Source organism: Candidatus Saganbacteria bacterium (assembly GCA_016223245.1).
GTDB lineage: Bacteria > Margulisbacteria > WOR-1 > XYC2-FULL-46-14 > XYC2-FULL-37-10 > JACRPL01.
Genome location: JACRPL010000010.1, coordinates 1 through 1,229 on the forward strand (window position 1 = coordinate 1; position 1,229 = coordinate 1,229).

The 1,229-nt window shown below is 43.6% G+C and carries 1 protein-coding gene; it reads right to left on the minus strand.

Annotation, left to right across the window (positions count from 1 at the left end; genetic code table 11):
• Window positions 1-9: 9 nt before the first annotated feature.
• The gene (locus HZC34_04480; GenBank protein MBI5701088.1) at window positions 10-1,047 is read right to left on the minus strand and encodes an IS5 family transposase; all 1,038 of its coding nucleotides are present in this window, start codon (window positions 1,045-1,047) and stop codon (window positions 10-12) included.
• Between the last annotated feature and the right edge of the window lie 182 nt (window positions 1,048-1,229).

The window sequence follows — 1,229 nt, forward strand, 5'->3', positions numbered from 1 at the left end:
AGTTATCCCTTAGGCCGCAATCGCGGCCGGTTCTAAAGGCGGCGGGGCAAAAATCTTTTTGAGATTGTAAGACATGTAAGTCAGCAATGATTGGGCATGGGTCTTGAGTAATCCCCAGTAGCGGCATCGTTTGAGGCGATAACTGCGCTTGCCTACCGCAAAAGGTTTCTCGCAAATCGGCCGCATATTGCGGGCATAAACATAATCGTCATTGCTTTCCTTCCATTGCTTCCAGAAATCCTGATTGTTTTTCGGGATAACAAAATCAATGATGTTGAGATTTTGAATTTCTTTTTCTCTGCCGCCATAGGCCTTGTCGGCAGTAATGGCAAGAAGGTTCTCCTGGAGCAGGGCTTTGCCCAAAGCCAGCAGGTCAGGGAAAGGCATAACATCGTGAACATTAGCCGGAGTGGTTTGAACCGCAACGACCAGCTCTGAATGAATATCGGTGATTTGATGGGACTTGTAGCCATAATATTTTTGATCCCCTTTGGCGCCAAAGGCCGCTTCTTTGTCCGGGCTGTTCCTGTCAATGTAATCTTTGTCATCCTCGTCTTCTTTTTTCTTGGCCCAGCGGGAAAGATTAACCTTGGCTTCGATAACGGTAGAATCAGCTCCGCCCAAGCAATCTTTGAGAAAGCCCTTTTCTTGGGCATAGAGGACGATTTTATGGAAAGCTTTGTCGAATAATCCTTTCTCGACCAGCATATTTCTGAAGACCACAATGGTAGAGCGATCCGGCAAATCATCATCAAAAGATACATTGAGGAAGAAGCGGAAGAGGATATGGAGATTGATCAACTCTTCGAGCTGATAATCCGAATTCAAATTCATGGCCTCCTTGAGGAAAAGTATTTTAAACATCAGGACAGGATCAAAGGCGTGCTGACCGGTTTTGCTGTAATAATATTTCGCTTCATTACGAATAAACGACCAATCGAAATCGACCAGTTTAACCAAGATATGGGACGCATAATTTTCTTTCACGTTTTTAGCAAACTCCGCCTCGAACAAATTACCGCCGAAACCTTTTAACTCTTTGAACATAGAAGCACCTCCTGGATTAATATGCTTCTATTATAGCAAAGAGCTAAAAACCCAGAATTGAGCACGAAGAAGAAGGTGCGTACGCATTGATTTTTTGGACAAAAAACTCAAAAAGATATTTTTATTGTATTGTAAGACAGGCTGGCATGCTGTAAGAGGCGATAAAAATCGAGCTTGAGGTC